We start from the raw sequence: 17,225 nt of genomic DNA, 5'->3' as shown, positions 1-17,225 counted from the left end.
CCCGCGCCCCCGCGCGAACTAGGATGGCGACATGCCACGATCACGACGCACTCCGCGCACCGCGCCGTCGGCGCGACGGGGCATCATCGACCGCCACGGGCGCGGCCTCCGTTCCGCCGTGACGGGTCCGTACCTGCCCATGATCCGCGGACGCATCGACCTGTTCGAGTCGACCGTCGCGTCGACGGCGGAGTACCTCCGGGGCATCTGGCCCGAACTCGAGGACGTGCGGTTCGAGATCGCCGCCGCCCCGGCCGAGGCTCTGCACGGCGACCATGTCGATCGCTGGCACGTCAGCCTCGAGGAGCGCCGCGTCGTCCTGTACCGCATCCCCATCCAGCGCATGGCGAAGCTTCACCGCAATGACGACCTCCACCAGCGGATGATGGTCGAGAGCTGCGTGTTCCGCGCCGTCGCCGACCTCATCGGCAAGGATCCCTGGGACCTCGATCCCGATCGCTACCGCGGGCTCTGAGCATCGGTCTCCCGATCGTCGCCTGAATCCCCGTCAGGATGCGGTCAGTGCGTGTAGACCGTGACCGGGGCGGCGAGTCCGGCGACGGGACCCAGGGTGTACGAGGCGAGTCGTCCCGATGTCTGGAAACTGACCGAGGCGAGCACCCCGTCGGCGTCGCCGACCTCGTAGCCCGCTCCGGCGTCGAGGGTGAAGGAGAGTGCCGTCGCGGCCGGCACCCGGAGTTCGCGTGTCTTGCCGCTCTCCGAGGTGAGCACGACCGTCGCCTCGGTTCCACCGGGGTTCCACGCGTGCAGGACCGGAGTCGCACCGCGTGCCGGGGCCACCATCGTCGCGTCGGCTGTGAGCGGCGTCGACGCGGCGAACCACGCGAAGTCGCGTCCGTTTCCACCGGCGACAGCGGAACGTGCGGCAGCCACGACGGGCTGGTCGGCTTCGACGCTCACCGTGTAGGCGCCGGCACCGAGATCGCTGAGCGGGGCCTCGACGCTCACGCCGGGCTCGAGGTCGACCGTAAACGAGGTTCCCGGGGCGCCCTTCTCCCCCACGACGTTCACGGTGGCGCGGGTTCCTGTGTCACCCGGCGCCAGCAGCCGCAGGCCGGGCTGTCCGTCCGAGTAGCCTTCTTCTGCCCCCGGCTGTGCATCCGGATCGCCGGCCGTCGACGATGGGACGACGAACCCGACGATGGAGGTCGAGGGCGCGGGATCAGCCGTCGGGCCGACGATGTCGACGCCGCCCGGCTCGAGGCCGCGCACTGTGCTCTGCTGCAGTGAGGCGGCCACCTCGCCGCCGCTGGCGGTGACATGCACGATGGGAGACGCCACATCGGGCGCCAGGCCGGCGAGCGAGACCACCCGCTGCGACTGGGGCTGGACGAGGATGCCGGTGGCACCCGGGGCGTCGATGGGCCCGGACTCGCCGTAGACCGCCAGGTCGACCGTGGCGAGCACACTCGTGGGATTCGAGAGCAGCACGAGCGTCGTGCGACCGATCTCGGTGGAGCCACCCACCAGCCAGGAGTCCGGCACCGCCTCGGTGCACGCGGCGACGGCGAGGCCGGACTGCGTGTCGGTGGACGCCACCTGCGATTGGCTGGCGGCGACCAGCGGCGGCTCCGTCGCGTCGGCCGCTGCAGGAACAGTCACGACGGTCGGACCGCCGTCGGAGTCTGCCGCGGCGTTGTCCGGCGCCTGCAGTGCGGCCTGCTCGGGGTCGGCCTCACCGGGTGCTGCGGCGGCGGTGACGCTCGCGCTGCCGATCGAGGAGGCGACGTTCGCCTGGCTGGAATCCTCGGCCAGGGCGAGCAGCGGTCCGGGGCACACCCGTTGGGCATCGGTCGGAACCGGCACGACGCGCTCGGCTACGGGCGCGACGGTGTAGGTCGGCCACGGCACCAGCACGGCGGCGGCGACGCCGCCGACGGCGATGGCGAGTGCGGCCAGGCCGGCGACGGTGCGCCCTCCGACGACGAAGATCCTGCGCTTAGTCGACATCGCGCTTCTCCTCGGTCGATTCGGTCGGTTCGGTCTGCTCCGTCGGTGCGATCGGCTCCGTCGGTGCGATCGGCTCCGTCGGTGCGATCGGCTCCGCCCCGTCGTGCGGACCGGGGGCATCGGATGCCGCTGGATCGTCGGAGGCGACGGCGGGTTCGGCGGCGACCGCCTCGCCGTCGATCCCGGCGCGGGCGTCAGCCTCGGGGTCGGGCACAGGCTCGACCGGGGTATCTACGGCAGCCCCGGCGTCGGCGGCATCACCGTCTCCGTCTCCGTCACCGGCCCCGACATCGGAGGCGTCCGAGGCCTCCGCTGCGGCCGTGGCGTCCCCGGTCGACTCCTCGGTCACTCCGTCTTCAGGCAGGTCGTCCTCGGCGATCACGACACCCGCGGCCGCGCGTCGCGGCGAGCGACCGGCGCGGCGCTCGCGCCGTTCACGCGCGGCGCGGCGCCGTGCGGATTCCGGCGGCAGCTCACGGCCGACCCCGGTCGGGATCGACAGCAGCAGGGTCACGCCGAACACGATCGCTGCGACGAGAAGGGACGTCGTGGCGAGCCACCCGCCGGCGTGGTCCGGGATCGCCGCCGAGGCGGCATCCTGAATCTCGGTGTCCACCCGCCAGAGGACGCCGAAATCGGTCTTGCCGACAGGGACGAGAGTGGCGTTCCCGTCGAGGGCTGCGGCGGCTCGACGGCTCATCTGCACGGCATCGCCCGAGGCCGGTGCCCCGTCGACACGGGCCGGGGCCTCGAGGAGCACGTAGCGGATGCGGTTGGCATCGAACTCGGCGGCGGCATCGAAGGCGCTGCGCGAGGTCAGGTTTCCGGCCAGCGTCGCGATGTCCTGCTGCGCCGGGCTCATCTCAGGGGCCGTGGACGCGAGGACTGACTGGTCGTCGAGCGTCGTTCCCGCGCCACGCTGCAGGTCGGCGAGGATTCCGCCGTCGGGCTGCGGCACCATCACCAGGGTCCCGGCGCGCGGATCCCCCTCGGACTCGGCCGCCACGAAGGCGGGGAGGATGCGCGTGCTCGAGGCGTCCACAGCGGACTCGCCCAGCGGGATGGCGAGCGCCAGCGGTGCCGCGACGGTGACGGCGCAGGCAGTCGCCACGATGGCCGGCACGATGGAGAATCGCGGAATGGCGTTGAGCCCGATGACGACGGCACCGACGATTCCGAGCCAGTACAGGCTGAGACCTGTGCCCGACCAGACCGGCGCGAGCTGCGAGCCCGTCGTCGCCACCACGATGAGAGTGGCGGCGAGGGCCGTCGCGAAGCCCAGCAGGGCCACCCCGAGCGAGAAGGCCGCGCTGCGGAAGCCGGGCAGGAAGAGTGCGAGCAACCCGAGGACGGCCAGGGGCGCGAGAAGGGCCGGTACCACGAACTGCGGCAGCAGTCCATCGATCGGGATCAGGGTGAGTGCCTGATCCCAGCCGCCGAAGTCACCGGACGGGAAGCCGAGCAGGAGCTGCCAGACCGAGGCCGGGGTGCCCGGCAGCGGAACGCCGGGGTCGGCGACCAACGCGATCCAGTTCGATCGCGCCGCCTGATCCCACACGAGAGGGCCGAGGAGGGCGATCGCCGGGATCGGGATGCCGATGATGCGGAAGAAGCCGCGCCCGCTGATGACGAGCAGCACGAGCCAGACCAGGAGCAGTGCCGGGGCGAGCGCCGGCGCGCACGCGACCACCGCCGCGAAGAGCAGGGCCGTCGTGGCCGATGCCGACCACGAACGCGCCGCGGCGAAGCCGGCGAAGACCAACCAGGGCAGCAGCAGGTGGGTGAGCACTGCAGCCGGTCGACCATCGGCGAGGGCCGTGAGGAAGGTGGGCGCCAGCATCCAGAGCACGGCCGCGACGGCGCGCAGGCTGCCACGATCGGTGAGCCTGGTGGCAGCGAACCACGCTCCGACCGCGGCGAGCGGAACCGCGGCGACCCAGAGCGCGAGGACAGCCGACGATGGAGCCCAGAACGAGAGGGACCCCAGCACGGCCAGCACAGCCGCGAACGGATCGGCGGCACCGACGAATCCGGCGCCGATGTCGCGCCAGCCGTAGCCGATGTTCTGCCACAACTCGGCTGGCGTCGCACTCAGCGGCAGGAGTCCCCCGCCGCCGACAGCAGCCGACCCGACGAGCGGTGCCGTGACCACGAGCCCGACGACGATGGCGGCGAGCAGGGTCCAGGCGCCGCCGGCCGTGAGGAAGCCGATCTCCCGCCTGGCGCCGCGGGCACGGGCGATGCGGGCCTCCCGGGCCAGCGCCCGGCGACGGCGCATCTCGGCCGGGCTCACCCGCAGCGGGGCAATGACCGACCACGGATTGCTCCGGGTCCTGGCGATGCTGCGGCGGGCGGCCGTCGTCCTGATGCCCGTGAAGGCCGCGGTGAACGCAGCGGCGAACTCGCCGCCGATGCGCCCGGGCTGCTTGCCGAGGAGCGCGACGATCGAACGCAGGATGGCGAGCGGGACGAGCGAGAGCCAGTGCACCGGGACGAGGATCGCCGGTGCGTAGACGAGCCTCCGGTGCAGCTGCGCCGCGCGCTGCTGGCGGGCTCGCCGGCGGCGCACGCGCCCCTTGTGCGAGGTGTTTGCGCCTGCGACCCCGTCACCGGCCGTCGCGACCCGCGCTGCGGGGGCGACGGACACCCTGTGGCCGGCGAGCCGGGCGCGCACGCTGAAATCGAGCGCATCGTCGATGACCGGCAGCCCGGGATCGAATCCGCCGAGGGCTTCCCAGACGGTGTGACGCACGAGCATGCCGCCAGCGGCGACGGCGAGCACATCGCTCAGGACATCGCGTTGGCCCTGGTCGAGCTCGTCGGACACGAGGGCGACTGTCGCCCCCTGCGTCGTGAGGGACTCTCCGAGCGATCTGATGAACTGGCCGCGGTCCCAGTCGAGCAGTTTCGGCCCGGCGATGGCCACTGACGGCGCCGTCTCGAGGGCCGCGACGAGTTCGGCCAGCGCCGTCTGCTCGGGGGCCGTGTCCTGGGCGATGAGCCAGAGCAGCTCGTTCGGAGCCGTGGGCGGAGTGGTCACGCGCACGGCCGTCTCGATGGCTCCGCCGAAGCTGAGGTCGGATGACGCCGAGATGAGATGCGTCGGCCCGAACTCGGCCAGCAGGGTGCCTGTGGCATCCGTCGACCCGCAGTCGACGGCGATGATCGCATCGGGAGCCAACGTCTGGGCAGCCAGGGCCTCGAGAGTCCGCGGAAGGTGCTCCGCGCCGTTTCGGGCGACGATGATGGCGGTGACTCTGGGTGACATATCGGGGAAAGCCTAAGTTGCCGAACGCCGTCACGACTCAGCAGGGCCGGGCGTGGCCGATATCCGACGGGCCGGAGGCTGTGGCCCGTTCAGGTGTCAGTGCGGCAGGGGTCAGACGGCGCGCTTGCGCAGTTTCCGGCGCTCGCGCTCGGACAGCCCGCCCCAGATACCGAAACGCTCGTCGTTCGAGAGCGCATACTCCAGGCACTGGGTGCGCACCTCGCAGGAGGTGCAGATCTTCTTGGCGTCGCGCGTCGATCCGCCCTTCTCCGGGAAGAACGCCTCGGGGTCGGTCTGGGCGCAGAGGGAGTCGGACTGCCAGGCGAGGGGGTTGTCGTCATCGATGTTCTGTCGAACCCCGGGGACGCCCAGCTTGATCGGATCGACGAACCAGTCGTCGGGTACCCCAGCACGATAGTCATTGGCTGCCATATCGTCACCCGCCTTATTTCTCACGACCTGCGAACCGCGTGTCTGAAGTAATTACACCGGTGTAACTCTCAGGAGTCAAGTCGCAAATCGTAAACCCTCAACGATTCCTCGAGAGTTGCGACGCGCCGCTGAAATTCCGTGCTATGCGACGGATGCACAACTCCCCAGTGAGGGTTATCCCCGTTCAGGGTACGTTTTCCCAAGCGGAGCGCGAAGCGTCAGACGGTGGCGGCGCTCCGGCGCGAGTCCCAGGCGCTCTGCACCATGTCCTCGAGGGTGTGACGCATCCGCCAATCGAGGTCGCGCGCCGCCTTCTCCCCCGACGCCACGATCCGAGCCGGGTCGCCGGCCCGACGTGGAGCGATCTCGGGTTCGAAGTCGATGCCGGTGACCCTGGCGATGGTGCTCATGATCTCGCCGACGGAGACGCCGTCGCCGCTGCCGAGGTTGTAGACGGCCTCGATCGGCTCCCCGGCATCGAGCCGCTGGGCCGCGACGACGTGGGCACGCGCCAGATCGGCCACGTGGATGTAGTCGCGTACGCAGGTGCCGTCGGGCGTCGGATAGTCGTTGCCGTTGATGCGCGGCGTGCGCCCGTCGAGCAGGGCCTCGAACACCATGGGGAAGAGGTTGTGCGGGCTCGAGTCGTAGAGGTCGGCCGCCCCGGACCCCACGACGTTGAAGTAGCGCAGCGAGGTGTGCGCGAGGCCGGCGGCCACCTCCTGGTCACGGAGCAGCCACTCGCCGATGAGCTTGGACTCCCCGTAAGGCGACTGCGGGTCCTTCGGCGTCTCCTCGGTCACGAGGTCGGTGTCCGGCGTTCCGTAGACAGCGGCGCTCGAGGAGAACACGGCCCGCCCGACTCCGGCATCCGCCATGGCCGCCAACAGCACGGCCGTCGCCGTGACGTTCTGCTCGTAGGTGTGCAGCGGACGCTGCACCGAGACGCCCGCGTACTTGAAGCCCGCGACGTGCACCACCCCGGTGATGTCGTTCTCGACGAAGATCCGAGCCAGCAGCTCGCGATCGAGGATCGTGCCCTCGTACGACGGCACTGCGTCCGGGACGAATTCGCGGTGTCCGCTCGAGAGATCGTCGATCACGACGACGTCGGTTCCGGCCTCCAGGAATGCCCGCACCACGTGGGATCCGATGTAGCCCGCTCCGCCCGTGACCAACCACGCCATGAGGCGCCTCCTCGTCTCGATGATCCGCGCGGCATCCGCACGGGATCTTCAGACTATCGGCGCGCACGCTCCGGCGCGGTCGGCCTCACTCCCAGCGGGCGTCCCAGCGTTCGCCGTGTCCGGCGTGGCGGGTGCGGTCGCGGATCTCGGGTCGGCCGTAGCCGTCGTTGTCGAGGCCGAGGATGGTGGCCAGCACGCCCCAGAACACGAGGGCGACCAGTGCGATGAGAAGGATGATGGACATGGCAGTAAATCTATGGTTTGCGCGTTCCAGCCACGAGTGGCAGAGTGGACAGTGTTCGGTACATTCCTGCCAATCGGAGTTCCCATGGCCCTGAAGAAGATCGTCTGCCTCACCATCCCCGGGATGGCGCCGTTCGAGTTCGGCGTGATCTGCGAGGTCTTCGGCATCGATCGGCGCGAGCACGGCGGACCCATCTTCGACTTCCACATCGTGGCGGCCGAGCCCGGCCCCATCCCGATGAAGATGGGCTTCGACATCGTCGTGCACGAGGACCTCAGCGCAGCAGCCGATGCCGACCTCATCGCCGTGCCCGCCTACCTCGGAGACGGCAGCGCCCACCCCGAGATCGTCAGGGTCATCCGCGAGGCCGAGGCCCGTGGCGCCTGGGTGATGAGCGTGTGCAGCGGGGCGTTCCTGCTCGGCGAGGCCGGCATCCTCGACGGACGCCGGTCGACGACGCACTGGATGTACACCGACAGGCTCTCCGCCGAGTATCCGCTGACGGATGTCGACCCCGACGTGCTGTTCGTCGAGGACCGCCGTGTCGTCACGGGTGCCGGAACCGCGGCAGGCATCGACGCCGCCCTGCACATCGTGCGCAAGGAGCTCGGTGCATCGGCCGCGAACGTGGTCGCCCGGCGCATGGTCGTTCCCCCGCAGCGCGACGGGGGCCAGTCGCAGTTCATCCAGACTCCCGTCGTCGAATGCCGCAGCGACTCCTTCGCCCTCGTGACCGAGTGGATGCTGGAGAACCTCGACCAGGACCTCACCGTCGACCAACTCGCCCGCAAGTCGCTGATGTCGAGCCGCACCTTCGCCCGCCGCTTCCGCGCCGAGCTGGGCACGACTCCGACGGCCTGGCTGAACCGCCAGCGCCTGCTGCGAGCGCAGCAGCTGCTCGAGGAGAGCGACCTCAGCCTCGAGGAGATCGCCGGCGACTGCGGCTTCGGCGGGGCAGCCGTCATGCGGCACCACTTCGTGAAGGTGCTGCAGACCACGCCGACCGCGTATCGCCGCACCTTCGGGGCCCGCCAGCTGGCCTGAGGCATCCGCTCGCCCCGGTCGAGGGAGTCGTCGACATCTGACCCCCGTTCGAGTGACACCCGATGCTCACGGGGCGGACACGGGGCGGAAACACCCGGTCCCTAGCGTTGAGGCATGGCCGGTCGGCGGCAGCGCACCGACATCCAGGGCATGCGTGCCCTGGCTGTCGGCATCGTCGTGCTGTTCCACTGCGGTGTTCCGTGGCTGCCGGGCGGCTATGTGGGCGTCGACGTCTTCTTCGTGATCTCCGGCTTCCTGATCACCACGCACCTGCTCGGCGCCCTCACCGGCGACGGGCGCATCGGCTTCGCCGACTTCTATGCCCGACGGGCACGGCGCATCCTGCCGGCCTCGCTCGCCGTGCTCATGATCACCGTCATCGCGTCGATGCTCTGGGTTCCACCGCTGATGCTGCGGCAGATGTTCACCGCCGCCATCGCGACGGCGCTCTACGTGCCGAACGTGCTGTTCGCGGTCCAGGGCACCGACTACCTCGCCGAGACGGCCCCGTCGGTGTTCCAGCACTACTGGTCGCTGGGCGTCGAGGAGCAGTTCTACCTGGTGTGGCCGGGCGTGCTCGCGCTGGCGTTCCACCTCTGTCGGCGGTCGTCGCGGGCCCTGTTCGCCGTCATCGCCGCCATCGTCGCCCTGTCCTTCGTCGGCGGGCTCGTGCTCACAGTCACGAATCCCCCGTGGGCGTTCTTCTCCCTACCGACGCGCGCCTGGGAACTCGGCGCCGGCGGGCTTCTCGCGATGCTGATGCGCACGGATCCGGCGTGGGCCCGCTCGCGGGCTGCGGGAGTCGGGGCCTGGGTCGGCCTGGCCGCCATCCTCGGCGCCTCCCTCCTGTTCGACGAGAGCACCCTGTTCCCCGGCTACGCCGCACTGCTGCCCGTGCTCGGCGCCGCGCTGATGATCGCCGGTGGTCACGTCGCGACACCCTGGTCCCCGGGCCGGGCCATGAGCGTGAAGCCGTTGCAGCTGCTTGGCCTCATCTCCTACTCGGTCTACCTCGTGCACTGGCCGCTCATCGTCATCCCGCAGCAGGCTGCGGCCCCGGCCAGCCCGCTCCCCTCGTGGACCCTCCTCGCCCTCGGCGCGGCGAGCATCCCCCTCGGAGCCCTGCTCTATCGCTACGTCGAGACCCCGTTCCGCAACCCGCCCGCCCTGGCGCAGGCCAGGCCACGACGCAGCCTCCTGCTCGCGGGGGCGGCATCCGTCGTCATCGTGGTCTTCTCGGCAACGGCCGCGCAGGCGAGTTCGGGAATGCGGCTCGACTCCGGCACGGCCACGGCCGTCGATACGGTGCGGATGCACCCCGTCGGCGCGACGTTCGTCGCGTCGAACATCAGCCCGGCCCTGCGACGCACGGCGGCGGACAACCCGGCGATCTACGCCGACGGCTGCCACCGCGGGCTCCCGAGCACCGATGCGAGCGGATGCACCTTCGGCAGCGACCCCGATGCGCCGCGCGTCGTGCTGTTCGGCGACTCGCACGGTGCCCAGTGGTTCCCGGCGCTGCTGCCCACCGCCGAGGCCGGAACCATCCTGCTCGAGACGGACACCAAGAGCGACTGTCCGTCGGTGCTCGTCGATGCCGAGCTGGAGCGGCCGTATCCCCAGTGCGATCAGTGGCGCGAGGCCGTGATCGATCGCCTCAACGCCGATCCCCCGGCGATGATCGTGCTCGCCAGCTACTCCACGCATTACCTACCGCCGGATGCCCCGGCCGAGGCATCAGCCGCCCTCTGGCGCGACGGACTCGACGCCACGGTCGCAGCACTGCCGGACGTGCCCGTGACGTGGATCACCGACACCCCGCACCAGGGCGCGACGCCGGCCATCTGCCTGTCGGCCCATCTCGACGACGCCGACGCCTGCGCGGTGCCGCGCGCCCAGGCCATCGACACCCGCCTGCAGAAGGAGGAGCAGCGGGTCGCTGGGCTCGGCTGGATCGACATGAACAACTACATCTGCGGCCCCGACGAGTGCCCGGCCGTGATCGGCTCGTACCTCGTCTACCGCGACGGCAACCACCTCACGGCCACCTACTCGCGGGCGCTCTCGAAGAAGCTCGACGACCAGCTCGGGCTGGGCGGGTAGCCCGATCAGCCGCGGCGGACGACCGAGACCACGCGCTCCGGGATGCCGGCGACCCAGCGCACGATGCGTTCGAACACGTCGAGCGAGAAGAAGGCCACGACGATCACGGTCAGACCGGCATCCAGCAGCAGCCGAGGCACGAGCGGCCACGCCGTGACGGCGCCGCCGACGAATTCGGCGAAGACGAGCACGCACGCGGCGTGGAAGATGAAGACGGCCAACGAGTGCCGGCCCGGCCTCTCGATCCACGCTGCTCGTGGCGGGATCCACAGGAGGAAGGCCACCACCCCGATTCCAGCCACGATCCCCAGGCCGGCACGCACGAGCATCCCCGTCACCGGGTCGACGTCGAGCTGGCCGTATCCCCAGTTTCCGAAGAACCAGTGCGGCTGCAGATTCAGGGCATAGATCGACGCCGCCAGGACGACGAAAAGGAGGAGGACGCCCGCTCGAGCGACGATCATCCGGTGTTGGAGGGTCTCGAGGATGCGCGCCCCCCAGAGATTCCCGATCACGAGGAACGGTAGGAAGAACGCAGCACGGGAGTAGGCGAGCACGTTGCCGGGAATGTCGATGAGTCCGACGGCGAGAGCGATGACGCAGGCGAGCACGACGGCCGACCTCGGGAATCGTCGTACGAACGGGATGAGCAGCTGCCACCACACCATCGCCGCCACGTACCAGAGGATCCACCACGGCATGTACCAGGGCGTGAGCGCGGTGCCCAATGCGGCGTCGAGCAGGGTGAAGAGAACCTCGAAGACGACGAGCAGGCTGAGCAGCCGACCGACACGACGAAGAATCTGGTCGGACTTCATCGTCATCCCGGTGAGGAAGACGAAAGCGGGCATGTGGAACAGGTAGAGAACCGTCAGCAGCAGCCGGGTGCCGTCCTGCGTCCAGCCGCCGCTCCTCTCGAGGAGGTGTCCGAACACGACCAGGGAGATGAGGATGCCGCGGGCGACGTCGAGCCGTCGATCGCGCGTCCTCGCCGGCGTCGACTCGCGGGTCGCACTAGTCACGCCGGGTGACTCCGACGGTCGCCAGGTACACCGTGCCGGCACCCGTGATCGTCAGGCTCGCCTCGTCCGGCGTGACGTACACCGACTCACCGCGCGTGACGGTGACGGATGATCGTGCCCCGGCGATCGTGACGGTTCCTGCGGTGCAGAGCGCAATCGCCGCTCCCGTGAGCGGCACTGCGGCCGGAGCATCCGTCGCCGAGGATTGCGCGTCGATGTCGTAGAGCACGAAGTCCGGCACATCAGGCCTGAACACGTGCACGCCAGGCGACGGAGTCTCCGGAACGAGCAGCGGCTCGTCGACGGGCGTGAAGTCGAGAACGTCGAGCAGTTCCTCGACGTCGATGTGCTTGGGCGTGAGGCCGCCGCGCAGCACGTTGTCCGACGCCGCCATCAATTCGATGCCGAGGCCCGAGAGATAGGCGTGGATGTTCCCGGCCGGCAGGTAGAGGGCCTCGCCCTGGCGCAGCGTCACATGGTTGAGCAGCAGGGACAGCACGATGCCGGGGTCGCCGGGGTAGCTGGCGGCCAGCGAGGTCACAGTGGCGTACTCCACCGCGAACCGGCTGGTCTCCGGCGCGGAGCCGGCGAGCTGCACGACGCGCTCGACGAGGGCGTCGACGGCGCCGCCCTCGCGGCCGGAGCGCAGCAACCACTCCACGGCGCTGCGCAGGGGGTCTGCATCCGAGAGGCGTTCCCAGAACGGATCGAAGACCGTCGGGTCGGGAGCATCCGCCCGTCCGAGGACAGTGAGCTCCTTCACGATGTCGCGCGCCTCGGCGAGCGGCCTGAAGCCGCACAGCGCGTCGAACGTCGGACTCACCGCCACCACGAGTTCGGGCTTGTGGAAGGCGTCCTTGTAGTTGCGGTCCGGGGCGTCGAGCGGAATTCCGGCGGCGTTCTCGCGGGCGAAGCCCGCTCGCGCCTGGGCCGGCGACGGATGCGCCTGCAACGACAGTGGCCCGCCGGCGGCCAGCACCTTGAGCAGGAACGGCAGGCGGGCGCCGCTCTCGGCCACGTTCTCGGCGCCGAGGGCCGTGGCGGCATCCGCCCCGATCCACTCGACCAGGTCGTCGGCGCCCTCGGTCCGGGTCGGGTCATCGATGCGGCTCGGGGAACCGGGGTGAGCGCCGAGCCACAGCTCAGCCTCGGGCGAGCCCGATGGCGTGGTTCCGAGCAGGCCCGCGATGGCCGTCGTCGAGCCCCAGGCGTAGTCGCGCGGGGTGTTGCTGATGGCTACAAACATGCTGGGTCCTTCTCCGGTGGCGGTTGCTCCAAACTACCAACGGGTTGGGACCCCCGGGTGCCGGGCGTATCGTGGCCCGAGGATTCCAGACCCCCGTCCCGCGGGGGTCGCCGTATGCACTGGAGCAGACATGACGTTCGAAACCCTCGCCAGCGACTTCTACAGCTACGAGAGCCTCTTGAGCCCGCAGGAGCAGGAGGCGCTCGCCGCCATCCGCGCCTACCTCGAGACCGAGGTGAAGCCCATCGTCGGCGACTACTGGAACCGCGCCGAGTTCCCCATGCAGATCGTGAAGCCGCTGGCCGAGCTCGACACCTTCCGGTTCGGCTGGGCCGAGACGAAGCCGTTCGAGAACTCGGCCGTGTTCCGCGGCTTCGTGGCCCTGGAGCTCGCCCGCATCGACGCATCCGTCGCCACTTTCGTCGGCGTGCAGAACGGCCTCACCACCGGGGCCATCTCCGTCGGCGGATCGCAGGAGCAGAAGGACGAGTGGATCCCGAAGCTGGCCAGCGGCGAGGTCATCGGCGCCTTCGGCCTCACCGAACCGCTCTCGGGCAGCGACAGCGCCCAGGGCCTGCGCACGACGGCCACCCGCGATGGCGACTCCTGGACGATCAACGGCTCCAAGCGCTGGATCGGCAACGCCACCTTCTCCGACATCACCGTCATCTGGGCGAAGGACACCGCCGACGGCCAGGTGAAAGGCTTCATCGTCCCCACGTCGACGCCGGGCTACAGCGCCACCAAGATCGAGAACAAGATCAGCCTGCGCTCGGTGCAGAACGCCGACATCACCCTCGAGAACGTGGTCGTGCCCGAGAGCCTCCGCCTGGCGAACGCCAACTCCTTCAAGGACACCGCCAAGGTGCTGCGTCTCACCCGCGCCGAGGTGGCGTGGGCGGCCGTCGGCACCGCCGTCGGAGCCTACGAGGCTGCAGTCAAGTACGCCGGCGAGCGCGTGCAGTTCGGCAAGACCATCGGATCGCACCAGCTCATCCAGGACCTGCTCGTCAAGTGCCTCGGCAACATCACGGCCTCCATCGGCATGGTCGTTCGGGTCTCCGAGATGCTCGACCGCGGCGAGCAGCGCGACGAGCACTCCGCCCTCGCCAAGGCCTTCACAACGTCGCGGATGCGCGAGACCGTGGCCTGGGCCCGCGAGTCCCTCGGCGGCAACGGCATCGTCGTCGACTACGACGTGGCCCGCTTCTTCGCCGACGCCGAGGCGATCTACTCCTACGAGGGCACCCGCGAGATGAACACCCTGATCGTGGGCCGCTCGATCACCGGCAAGGCAGCGTTCGTCTGATCGACGGGAGTCACCCCGAGGGGCGCTGCGTGCCCAGCCACCGGGTGATGTCGTCCACGAGGTACGGCGCGATGGTGCGGCTGTAGGTCGCGGTGATGTGGTGCAGGTCGCGATAGGTCACGACGTGGCCGTTCACCATCGCGCAGGTGTCGGGGCCGCAGTAGGCGTCGGTCAGGTCGACGAGGTGGGCGCCGCCCTGCGCTCGCTCGACGGCATCGGGCAGCGGGTCCTTCCACTGCAGCGCGATGTCGCGCGGCACGGAGCACGACGACGCGGCCGCGACATCGGTGCCGGCGGCGACGACGCAGGCTCCGGCGGCATCCGTCACGTAAGGGTTGTCGGCGAGCGCCACCACCCGGGTGCCGACGGGAGCCAGCGAGTCCCAGGCCTCCGCATAGCTGCCGGATGCCGCATCGGGGCCGGCGGCCGGCACGTCGACGAGGCGCCGTGCCGTCGTGATGACCAGGTCGTAGGCCGACTCCTCCAACCGCTGCTGCACCGCCGCCACGCGCGCGTGGCACGGGCTGTCGGTCTGCGTCACCGGAACCGAACCCCACACGCACCCGCGCCCGACATAGGTGTCGAGCCGCCAGTCGAGGGCGTCGAGCCTGTCGCGGAGTCCCGGAATCAGCATGGCAGCGTGCGAGTCGCCGACGAGGGCCACGCGGAGCGCATCCGCTCGCGTCGACCCGAGCGTGCACGACGAGCTCAGGTCTGCTGTCGGCTGCTGGTCGTAGCAGGCGTACGCTCCCCCGGTGTCATCGGGCACGGCAGCCGGCGCGGGCACGAGGGTGCCGTCGAGGTCGGCATTCACGCACGGCTGGGCCGGGCTCAGCAGGGCCGCGGCACCGAGACAGGGCGTTCCGTCGTCGACGAGTGACTGCACCAGGCGCTCGCTCGAGGCCTCGGCTGCATCCGACACGGCGATGCCGATCGAGGCCACGGCCACGACGACCGCCATGCCGATGCCCATGAGCAGGAAGGTGAAGCGCGGGCGCCGATCGACCCACGCGCCTCGACGCAGGGCCGCGTCTTCGACCAACGGCTTCGACACCGCGGCGAGCGCGGCGGCGAGCGCCAGCAGCCCGACATTGACCGGGGTCGTGCGTGCACCGCCGAGGGCGAACGGCGCCACCACGATGAGCGGCCAGTGCCAGAGGTAGAGCGAGTACGAGATGCCGCCGAGGTACTGCACAGGTCGTCGGGCGAGCAGACCGCCCGGGGAGAACGGATGCCGCGGGTCGCCCGCCCAGATCACCGCGAGAGTTCCCGCCACGGGAAGAAGGGCGGCCACTCCGGGGAACGGAGTCGCCGCCGTGAAGAACACCAGTGCCGACCCGATCATCGCCCAGCCGACCCACTGCACGAGGGTGCGGACCGCTGCGGCACCGGCGAAGGGCACCGGCGCGATCATCGCGAGCAGGCCGCCGGCGGCGAACTCCCAGACCCTCGTCGTCGTGACGAAGTATGCGGAGGCGGGGTCAAGAGCCGTGTCGATGACCGACCATGCCAGGCTGATGGCCAGCACGACGGCGAGCACGACGCGCAGGATGCCGTCGACTCCGATCCCGTCCGAGAGTCCGCTCCTGCGGCGCGCGAGCAGCCGGCCGATCAGAACGGAGAGGAGCAGGAGCACGGGCCAGACGAGGTAGAACTGCTCCTCGACCGACAGCGACCAGTAGTGCTGCACGGGCGAGGCCAGGTTGTCAGCGGCGAGGTAGTCGACGGCATCCGCCGCCAGCACCCAGTTCTCGGCGTACACGGCGCTCGCCGCGATCTCACCGAGGAACTGCCCCCAGAAGGGCGACGGAACCACCAGATAGACCGCGATGGCCGTGAGCGTGAGCACGAGCAGGGCCACAGGGAGCAGGCGTCGCACCCGCCGGGCCCAGAATGCCGGCAGGTCGATCCGTCCGGTCCGGCGCAGCTCCCGGGCGAGGTGCGCCGTGATGAGGAACCCGCTGATGGCGAAGAAGACGTCGACGCCGACATAGCCGCCGGGCAGGCGACCCGGCCAGAGGTGGAACAGCACGACGGACAGCACGGCGGCGGCGCGGAGGGCCTGGATCTCCGGGCGCAGGGTCGACGACGCGGCGACGACCTCGCGCACGCGTGGTGGGGACGCCTCATCGAGGAGGAGCGGACAGTTCGTCATGCAGCGTCGGCGAAGGCCCTCAGTTCACGCGGTGCAGCACGGAACCTCTCGATCGGCACGTGGGCCTCCGCGTCCTCCCAGAACGGGAGGGCGACATAGGGGCAGCCGTCGCGGTACTCGAGCCTGTGCTGCAGCAGGTCGAACCCGCCGCGCCTGGCGTACTCCTCGGCGCGTGCGCGATCGTCGCGCACGATCAGGTCGTAGACGACCTTGAACTCGGCCGGCACCTCGTCCCAGAGCGAGCTCTCGGAGATCCGGTCGGCGAGGGTCATGAGCCCGGCCCGCATCCGCACCCAGCCGTCGGCGTCGAGACTCTCGACGTGCAGGGCCATCTGGGCGATGTCGTTCGAGAGGTACTGCACGAGTCGTTGCCGCGCCGCGGCCTCCCCGGCGTGCGCCCGATAGACGTCGAGAGCGCGGTGCGAGGTGTCGAAGCGGTCCTGGATGCTCTGCCCCTCGCGGAATCGCTGGGTCATCGACGAGCCGTCCTCCCGGATGCGCCACGCCACCGTCGGGCGCGAGAGGATGTCGAAGGCGCGGGCACGGGAGTAGGCGTGCGCGCTGACGACCTGATCCTGGTAGTGCCCGGTGACGGGGAACGAGAGGTCGGCGCCGAGCCAGAACTCACGCCGGTAGAGCTTGCTCCACTGCACCGAGTTCACCATGATCTGCGGGAACGAGGTGAGCGTGACCCGTTCCCGGGTGACGGCGTGGGCGTCGCGGATCCAGAACGCCGCCGGGGTACGCTCCTCCCCGATGAGTCGGTCGTAGCCGGCCACCACGAAGTCGGATCCCGTGCGGGCGAGCAGACGCCCCATGTCGCGGTAGGCGCCGGCCAGGAGCACATCGTCGCCGTCGAGGAAGGTCAGGAACTCGCCACGGGCGTGCGGGATCGCGAGGTTGCGCGCGGCGTTCGGTCCGCCGTGCGGAGCGACGAGTAGCCTCACCCGGGGGTCGCGACGCGCCCAGCGGCGCACGCGCCGGCAGGTGGCATCCGTCGAACCGTCGTCGACGACGATGATCTCCAGCCGCCAGTGGTCCTGGCTGAGCAGGGAGTCGAGGCAGGCGTCGATGTACTGCTCGACGTCGAACACCGGGATGATGACGCTGATGTAGCCGCGCCCGTGGGCCGGGAAGCGCTCGAGTCTGGCACGACTGTTCCCGAGCGCGCGGCGCAGCGGTTGCACCACGGGGCCGATCACCCGACGCGCGAATGCGACTGAGGTGCGAACTGCAGATCTCAC

The 17,225-nt window shown here is 70.2% G+C and carries 13 protein-coding genes; 4 read left to right on the top strand and 9 right to left on the bottom strand.

Annotated elements, in window-relative coordinates; translation table 11 throughout:
* Nucleotides 1-31: 31 nt before the first annotated feature.
* Nucleotides 32-475 carry a metallopeptidase family protein gene (locus tag ASF30_RS06145; protein ID WP_055903408.1) on the top strand — a complete coding sequence of 148 codons (444 nt, stop codon included), beginning with the start codon at nucleotides 32-34 and terminating at the stop codon, nucleotides 473-475.
* Between the two features lie 44 nt (nucleotides 476-519).
* On the opposite strand, the gene ASF30_RS06140 is transcribed toward ASF30_RS06145, so the two are convergent.
* The 5 genes from ASF30_RS06140 to ASF30_RS22590 form a co-directional block, all read right to left on the bottom strand.
* Nucleotides 520-1,971, bottom strand: coding sequence for a DUF5719 family protein (locus ASF30_RS06140; RefSeq protein ID WP_055903405.1), 1,452 nt, complete (start codon nucleotides 1,969-1,971; stop codon nucleotides 520-522).
* Nucleotides 1,961-5,239, bottom strand: a complete 3,279-nt coding sequence (locus ASF30_RS06135) for a glycosyltransferase family 2 protein (protein ID WP_055903402.1) — start codon at nucleotides 5,237-5,239, stop codon at nucleotides 1,961-1,963. Before ASF30_RS06135 ends, ASF30_RS06140 begins: the two co-directional genes overlap by 11 nt.
* Nucleotides 5,240-5,350: 111 nt before the next feature.
* Nucleotides 5,351-5,671, bottom strand: coding sequence for a WhiB family transcriptional regulator (locus ASF30_RS06130; RefSeq protein ID WP_082467518.1), 321 nt, complete (start codon nucleotides 5,669-5,671; stop codon nucleotides 5,351-5,353).
* A 218-nt stretch (nucleotides 5,672-5,889) separates the two neighbouring features.
* Nucleotides 5,890-6,858, bottom strand: a complete 969-nt coding sequence (galE, locus tag ASF30_RS06125; RefSeq protein ID WP_055903400.1) for a UDP-glucose 4-epimerase GalE — start codon at nucleotides 6,856-6,858, stop codon at nucleotides 5,890-5,892.
* Between the two features lie 85 nt (nucleotides 6,859-6,943).
* Nucleotides 6,944-7,102 (bottom strand): hypothetical protein, encoded by a 159-nt coding sequence (locus tag ASF30_RS22590; protein ID WP_157497038.1) that lies wholly within the window; start codon nucleotides 7,100-7,102, stop codon nucleotides 6,944-6,946.
* Nucleotides 7,103-7,186: 84 nt separating this feature from the next.
* On the opposite strand from ASF30_RS22590, the gene ASF30_RS06120 reads away from it, so the two are divergent.
* Together ASF30_RS06120 and ASF30_RS06115 are read left to right on the top strand one after the other, a co-directional pair.
* A complete protein-coding gene (locus tag ASF30_RS06120) occupies nucleotides 7,187-8,146 on the top strand; it encodes a GlxA family transcriptional regulator (RefSeq protein WP_055903398.1) in 960 nt (319 codons plus the stop codon).
* Between the two features lie 114 nt (nucleotides 8,147-8,260).
* Complete coding sequence (locus ASF30_RS06115) at nucleotides 8,261-10,249, top strand: acyltransferase family protein (RefSeq protein ID WP_055903395.1); 1,989 nt, start codon at nucleotides 8,261-8,263, stop codon at nucleotides 10,247-10,249.
* Between the two features lie 5 nt (nucleotides 10,250-10,254).
* Here ASF30_RS06115 and ASF30_RS06110 read toward each other — a convergent pair whose 3' ends face one another.
* Together ASF30_RS06110 and manA are read right to left on the bottom strand one after the other, a co-directional pair.
* Nucleotides 10,255-11,271, bottom strand: coding sequence for an acyltransferase family protein (locus tag ASF30_RS06110; RefSeq protein WP_055903392.1), 1,017 nt, complete (start codon nucleotides 11,269-11,271; stop codon nucleotides 10,255-10,257).
* The gene (gene manA, locus ASF30_RS06105; RefSeq protein ID WP_055903389.1) at nucleotides 11,264-12,517 is read right to left on the bottom strand and encodes a mannose-6-phosphate isomerase, class I; all 1,254 of its coding nucleotides are present in this window, start codon (nucleotides 12,515-12,517) and stop codon (nucleotides 11,264-11,266) included. The genes ASF30_RS06110 and manA overlap by 8 nt, the downstream gene beginning before the upstream one ends.
* Nucleotides 12,518-12,647: 130 nt before the next feature.
* Between manA and ASF30_RS06100 the strand changes: the two genes are divergently transcribed.
* Complete coding sequence (locus ASF30_RS06100; RefSeq protein WP_055903385.1) at nucleotides 12,648-13,826, top strand: acyl-CoA dehydrogenase family protein; 1,179 nt, start codon at nucleotides 12,648-12,650, stop codon at nucleotides 13,824-13,826.
* 10 nt (nucleotides 13,827-13,836) lie between these two features.
* On the opposite strand, the gene ASF30_RS06095 is transcribed toward ASF30_RS06100, so the two are convergent.
* Together ASF30_RS06095 and ASF30_RS06090 are read right to left on the bottom strand one after the other, a co-directional pair.
* Nucleotides 13,837-15,981 (bottom strand): acyltransferase family protein, encoded by a 2,145-nt coding sequence (locus ASF30_RS06095; RefSeq protein WP_055903382.1) that lies wholly within the window; start codon nucleotides 15,979-15,981, stop codon nucleotides 13,837-13,839.
* A complete protein-coding gene (locus ASF30_RS06090; protein WP_162240728.1) occupies nucleotides 15,978-17,225 on the bottom strand; it encodes a glycosyltransferase family 2 protein in 1,248 nt (415 codons plus the stop codon). Before ASF30_RS06090 ends, ASF30_RS06095 begins: the two co-directional genes overlap by 4 nt.

The sequence above is a fragment of the Leifsonia sp. Leaf264 genome, from assembly GCF_001422325.1.
GTDB lineage: Bacteria > Actinomycetota > Actinomycetes > Actinomycetales > Microbacteriaceae > Orlajensenia.
Note: the sequence above shows the minus strand (reverse complement) of the source record. Positions and strands in the feature narration are given on the sequence as shown.